At 73.3% G+C, this 6,228-nt stretch carries 5 protein-coding genes; 3 read left to right on the top strand and 2 right to left on the bottom strand.

What is annotated here, in order from left to right:
• A partial coding sequence (locus tag BM414_RS11415) for an HNH endonuclease signature motif containing protein (protein WP_139245812.1) occupies positions 1-460 on the top strand: 460 nt, incomplete at its 5' end.
• A 100-nt stretch (positions 461-560) separates the two neighbouring features.
• Complete coding sequence (locus BM414_RS11410) at positions 561-974, top strand: protein NO VEIN domain-containing protein (RefSeq protein ID WP_139245810.1); 414 nt, start codon at positions 561-563, stop codon at positions 972-974.
• 7 nt (positions 975-981) lie between these two features.
• On the opposite strand, the gene BM414_RS11405 is transcribed toward BM414_RS11410, so the two are convergent.
• Both BM414_RS11405 and BM414_RS11400 read right to left on the bottom strand, forming a co-directional pair.
• On the bottom strand, positions 982-1,407 hold the full coding sequence (locus BM414_RS11405; protein ID WP_139245808.1) for a hypothetical protein: 426 nt from the start codon (positions 1,405-1,407) through the stop codon (positions 982-984).
• Positions 1,400-4,675 (bottom strand): TM0106 family RecB-like putative nuclease, encoded by a 3,276-nt coding sequence (locus BM414_RS11400; protein WP_093579548.1) that lies wholly within the window; start codon positions 4,673-4,675, stop codon positions 1,400-1,402. Before BM414_RS11400 ends, BM414_RS11405 begins: the two co-directional genes overlap by 8 nt.
• Positions 4,676-4,749: 74 nt before the next feature.
• On the opposite strand from BM414_RS11400, the gene BM414_RS11395 reads away from it, so the two are divergent.
• Positions 4,750-6,147 (top strand): ADP-ribosylglycohydrolase family protein, encoded by a 1,398-nt coding sequence (locus tag BM414_RS11395; protein ID WP_093579582.1) that lies wholly within the window; start codon positions 4,750-4,752, stop codon positions 6,145-6,147.
• The last annotated feature ends 81 nt before the right edge of the window (positions 6,148-6,228 follow it).

Below are 6,228 nucleotides of genomic sequence, written 5' to 3'. Positions count from 1 at the left end.
GGTGGTGAAGCTGCAGGACCTGGCCGACCCCGGCACCGGCCCGGGTGCCGGGCGGATGGGCTTCGGTGCGGTCATCTCCGCCGCCCGCGCCCGCTGGCTGGCCTGCGACGGCGCCGTCTCCCGCGTGGTCTTCGGCCCCGGCGGCGCCCCGCTCGACCTGGGCCGCGAGCAGCGGCTGGCCGGCCGGCACCTCCGCCGCGCGGCCGAACTCCGCGACGGCGGCTGCGTGTTCACCGGCTGCGCAGCACCCACGCACTGGTGCGACGTCCACCACCTGGTGCACTGGATCGACGGCGGTGAGACGTCGCTGGAGAACTCAGCCCTGCTGTGCGAACGGCACCACACCAAGGTCCACCACGGCTTCAGGATCGAACGACAACCTGACGGCCGATGGCACACCTACCGACCTGACGGCACCGAGATCACCACCCCGGAACCATTGCTGGCGCCCGTCGCCTGAGGTTGGGCGGCTGCCGAGCCGCGCACCGAAGGCTGCGAGAGCGCAACGGGCGTGGGTACACGTCGACTGTCCTGTGACGACGACCTACGGGGAGCGCGGCGTGACGACATCCGAGTTGAGGTCACCGAAGCAGGTCGAGGACGCAGCGATCAGCTTCGTCATGGCGCAGGAGGCCACAGCGGGTCGGATGGCCCGCGACACCCGCTATCAGGGCGCCGTGGCCGACTTGGTCAGCGGCGACCGCGTCGTCGAGGTGAAGGCGTACGGCACGACGTCACGCGGCGAGACGCTCTGGCTCGAGCCCCGCCAGTACGAGGCGGCCAAGGACGACCCGGATCACTTCTGGGTCTACATCGTCGAGAACGTGCGCCAGGGCGACCCGGCGCACTTCCGCCTGCTGCGCCTCGGCGGCGAACGGCTGCGGCAACTCCTGGAGAAGGCGAAGCAGCGCCGCTATTACGAGGTACCCCTGCCCGTCGCCGTGTACGACGCGGTCTCGCAGCAAGGCGACTGACCGGAGGTCAGTGCTGGATGCCGAGGTACCGCTCGACGCACGGCATGCACAGTCCGGTGTTGTCGTGCACGTGCTCCCGAGCGTTGACCTGCCGGCACACCGGGCACCAGCGGAAGCTGCGCCGGCGCTTGCGGGCGACCTCCTCGGCCGCCTCGGCCAGGCCCGCCCGCTCGTACAGCACGTCGTCGGACGAGAAGCGGCGGTCGGCCACGAACTCCCACACCAGCTCCGCAGGCCCAGACCACCGCGGCTCGGGACGGGCCAGCGTGAAGCCGAAACCGTCCCAGCCGACCGCCACCTGCGCCGGCCGGCCGCTCACGAACCACCGCTCGTGCACCGGCCCGGCCACCTCGGTCCACGCGTCACCCAGCGCCCGCACCAGCACGTCGGGCGCAACCCCTACCAGCGCCGCGAGCTCCCCGGTGTCAGACACCGGCCATCTCGGCCAGCCGGCACATCGCGTTGACCTGGCGCAGCTGTTCCGGTGTCCGCACCGCGGCGTCGAGCAGCAGCGGGCTCATCACCACCACCGCCAGCGCCTTGGCCCGCGACACCGCCACGTTGAGCCGGTTGAGGTCGTACAGGAACGACACCCCGCGCGGCGCCTCCTCGGTCGACGTCGACGTCGTCGAGTAGACGACCACCGGTGCCTCCTGGCCCTGGAACCGGTCGACCGTGCCCACCCGCGCGCCGTCGGGCAGCAGCGAGCGGATCAGCGCCACCTGGTTGTTGTACGGCGCGACCACGAGCACGTCGTCGGGACCGATCGGCCGCTCTGCACCCTCGGGGTCCACCCAGCCGACGCCCTGCAGCGACTCCCACACCGCTGCGACCTCGGCCGCCTCCTCGGCGGACGACGCCGACGACAGCACCGTGTGCCGGACCTCCCGCACCGCGAGCCCCGAGCCGGACACCAGACCGCCCGGCCGCACGGTGATCCGCTCCCGCAGCGCGGCCGACTCCAGCCGGCCCTCGTACGCCAGGTCGGACACGAACGCGGTCAGCGCCGGGTGCATCCGGTAGGTCGTGTCGAGGAAGACCCCGCGCCCCTCGGGCACGGTCGGGTGGCCCTCGAGCAGGTGCTCCAGCGCCGAGAGCCCCGAGTCGCCGGGGTGAACGCCCTGGGTCGGCTGAGCGAGCTGCTGCGGGTCGCCGAGCAGCACCAGGGACCGAGCGGAACGCGCCACGGCGACCGCGTTGGCCAGCGAGAACTGCCCCGCCTCGTCGACGACGAGCACGTCGACGGCCCCAGCGAGGTCCGGCTGCGTCCAGAACCACGCCGTCCCGCCGACCAGCGACACGTCGCCGTCGAGCAACCGGGAGGCGACCTCCTTGCCGTCCTTCGACCACTCCACGCCCGGCGCCCCGCAGGCCTGCTTCTCGTCGCACTTCTGCAGCGCCGGCCGGCCCACGGCGGACAGCACGTTGCCGATGACGGCGTGCGAGGTCGCTGTGACGCCGACCTTCTTGCCGGCGTCGAGCAGCGCACGGATCAGGTGCGAGGCGGCGCGTGTCTTGCCGCTGCCGGGCGGGCCCTGCACGGCGAGCACCTCGCCGTCGAGCCGCAGCCCGAGCCGGACGACGGCGTCGCCGGCCTCCTCCCCCGGCAGCCTCCGGCAGTCCGCGGGCACCCGGCGCTCGATCAGCGCCTGGCCGAGGCAGTCCCGGCCGGCGAGGACGTCGTCGGCGGTCGCCGCGATCGCCGCGCGCATGCCCTTGTCGTCCAGCGGACCGCTCGGCCCGAGCCCGCGCGGGGTGGCGGCCGCCTTCGCCGTCTTGACGACGACCCGTCCCGCGACGGCGTCGAGCACGACGACGGTGCCCACGCTGCCCCGCTGGTCGACGTCGACCGCCGTGGCGCCGACCGAGAACTTCGTGTCCTGCGGCGGGAACCGGTACTCGTAGAGCTTCGAGCGCTTCTCCTGGCCGACCTCGACCGGCGCGGTCAGCCGGCCGAGCGCGGCGCCGTCCTCGACGAGTGCCTCCGTGTCCAGCGACTGCCGACTGAAGAACTCCCACCAGCCGGGGCGGGCCTCGCGGCGGTGCCACTGCACGAGGTTGCCGAGCAGGTCGTGCCCGGCCGCCTGCAGCCGCTCGACCAGCGCGAGCTCCTCGACCTCGGCCTCCGAGCGCTCCACCGGGCCGGTGGTCTCGGACAGCAGGGGCCGCGGCTGGCCGCCGAACTGTCTCTCCATCTCCTCGCGCTGGGTCTCGAGCCAGTCGTGCAGCTCGCGGGTCGAGTCGACGTCGTCCTTGTTGTAGTCCTCGATCGCCTTCAAGCGGGCGGGATCCCGGTCGGCCAGCCACTGCTCGTAGGCGATGACGCTGCCCATCGCGTCGGCGACGTCGCCGGTGTGCTGCCGGCCGTAGAAGGCCTCGACCTTCTTGATCGAGTACGAGCCCTTGCTGATGCGCATCGACTGCCGGACGACGGGATAGAGGTCGACGAACCGCTCGGCGCGCAGCAGCTGGTCGAGCTCGGCCTCGCGGACGCCGTACCGGCCGGTGAGCCGCTTGAGCGCGCTGACCTCGTAGGCGGCGTAGTGGTAGACGTGCATGCCGGGGTCGGCGCGCCAGGCATCGACGATCAGGTCGACCAGATCGGCGACCATCTGCTTCTCGGCGGCGGGGTCGTGCGCCCACAGGGCGGTGAAGTCGCCGTCGCGGTCGCCGATGCCGGCGAGGTACTCCAGGCCCGCGCCGTCGGCGGAGTGAGGATCGCCCTCGAAGTCGAGGTAGAGGTCGCCGTCGCTCGGCTCGGGGAGGCGGAGCAGGCCGATGTTCTCGACCGGCGCGAGCAGCGTGCGGCTCGGGACGCCGGTGCGGCGCTCGTCGAGCTGCTGGCGCGCCTGCTCCTGCAGCCGGGTGCGGGTGGCCGCGCCGATGCGGGCGGCCTTGAGCGTCTCGGGTGCGGCCTCGGCCAGCTGCTCGAGCGTGGTGATGCCGGCAGCGCGCAGGGCGTCGCGGGTGTCGCGGCGCATGCCGGCGACGAGGCTCAGGTCGTCGGCGGCCAGCAGCTCGGCGTCGCAGCGGGGCTTCCAGGTGCACTGGTTGCAGTACGACGTCGGGACCGGCTCGGTGGCCGGCGGGTCGGCGACGAAGGCGGTCAGGTTCCGGCGGGCGCGGCGGGCGTAGGCGGCGACGTCGACCAGCCGCCACGGGTTGGTGACGCCGTCGCCGGTGACCACGCAGATGCGGTCGGGCCGGCGGCCCTGGAGGACGGCGAGGCGCTCGGCGTAGGTGGCCATCTGCAGCAGCGCGGGCACCTTGACGCGGCGGGCGAGCTTGGCGTCGGCGACCTCGTAGGACCAGTCGCCGAGGTTCGACGGCGTCGCCACCTTGAGCAGGAAGTCGGCCGCGCCACCCCACACGCCGTCGAAGAACTGCGCCTGCGAGATGACGTCGACGCCGTCGCGCATGGCCTGCAGCGTCAACGCCTCTGCCTCGCGGCGGCCGGCTGCGTCGAACCGCGCCGGGATGCGGACGACGGTCCGGCCCTCGGCCTCGAGCGCGTCGAGGTAGCGCATCTCGTGCTCGGTGCCGAGGTCGGCGATGAGCGCGGCGTGGTCGGTCGGGCCCTCGGCGAGTGGCTTGAGCCGGCCGTCGGCGACGGCGAGGTCGAGCGTCGTCACGTGCGGGCAGGCCTGGTGGCGGGTCAGGTCGGTGGGGCTCAGGACCAGGGATCCGTCTGTGCGGTACATCGAGACGGGACGGTCTCATGCGGCGACCGTGATCGGCGTCTTCCGCGCCGGACCGCGTCACGGAGACTGTGCGCGTGACTGCAGGACTGCACCGCTCCCACCGGGTGGCGGGTGCCCTCGTCGGCTCGGCGGTGGGTGACGCGCTGGGTGCGCCGTTCGAGTTCGGCCCGCCCGGGGCGTTCTCCGCCCGCTTCCCCTCCCCTGCCCGCGGGTCGGCCACCGAGATGTGCGGCGGCGGGTCGCTGGGGTGGGAGCCGGGCGAGTTCACCGACGACACTCAGATGGCGCTGCTGGTGGCGCAGTCGCTGGTGTCGCGAGGCGGGCTGTCCGAACCGGACCTGTTCGCGCGCTTCGTCACCTGGGCGGAGGCCGGGCCGCCGGACATCGGCAACCAGACGCGGGCGGTGCTGTCGTCGCGCCTGCCGTGGGATCGCGCTGCCCCGGAGCACTTCGCGCGGTCGGGGCACGCGGCGGGTAACGGCTCGCTGATGCGGACGACGCCGGCGGCGATCTGGTTCTCCCGCTTCGGTACCGACGCCACGGTGGACGCCGCCCGGCGGATCTCGATGCTCACGCACGGCGACCCGTCGGCCGGTGAGGGCTGCGCCGTCTTCCACGAGCTGATGCGGGTAGCGCTCGACGGCGGCGACCCGCTGGCCGCCGTCCCCGATGCCTTGGCGCTGGTGGCCGAGGAGCACCGGGACCGGTGGGCGACCGTGCTGGCTCCCGACTGGGAGCCGTCGATGGCAACCGAATCCAACGGCGCGGTGTGGCCGACGCTCGGCCAGGCGCTGTGGGCGCTGCGGCACGGGCGCGACTTCGCCGAGGTGCTGCGGCTGGTGATCGACCTCGGCGGCGACACGGACACGGTGGCCTGCGTGGCCGGCGGGCTGGCCGGGGCGGTGTACGGGATGGGCGGCATCCCGATGCGGTGGTCGTCGGCGGTGCACGGGCGGATCCCCGGTCATGGCGACCGCGTGTGGCGGCTGGCCGACCTGCAGCAGCTCGCGGCGGCGCTGGACGGCAAGCCGGTGCCGTCGTACGACCCCGGCGTCATCCCGCGGATCGGCCCGGTCGAGGTCCTGCCGGGGATCTGGGCGGGCAACCTCGACGGCGCGCGGTGCTCCGACGAGGACTTCGCCGTCATTTCGCTGTGCCGGCTGGGCGAGCCGTTCCCGCACACGAACCACCGGATGGCCTACATCGCCGACAACGAGCACAACGTCGACCTCGACGTGATGCTCGCCGACGTCCTCGACGACCTCGCCGCGCTGCACGCCGAGGGCCACCGGGTGCTCGTGCACTGCCACGGCGGGGCGTCACGGACCGGGCTGGTGCTACGCGGCTGGCTCGTGCGCGAGCAGGGGATGTCGGTCGAGGCGGCGACGGCGCACGTCGCCGAGCGCTGGCCGCACCTCGGCCTGTGGAACGCCTCCTTCACCGCAGCGCTCGAGCGGCTGATCGGGCACTGACGCACGGCTCGCACGACCCGCTGATCTCTGGCGGGTCAGAGGTGACGAGACGTGACCCGTTCGAGACCGGTACCGGCCCGT

Origin of the sequence: Geodermatophilus amargosae, from assembly GCF_900116515.1 — a bacterium.
GTDB lineage: Bacteria > Actinomycetota > Actinomycetes > Mycobacteriales > Geodermatophilaceae > Geodermatophilus > Geodermatophilus amargosae.
Note: the sequence above shows the minus strand (reverse complement) of the source record. Positions and strands in the feature narration are given on the sequence as shown.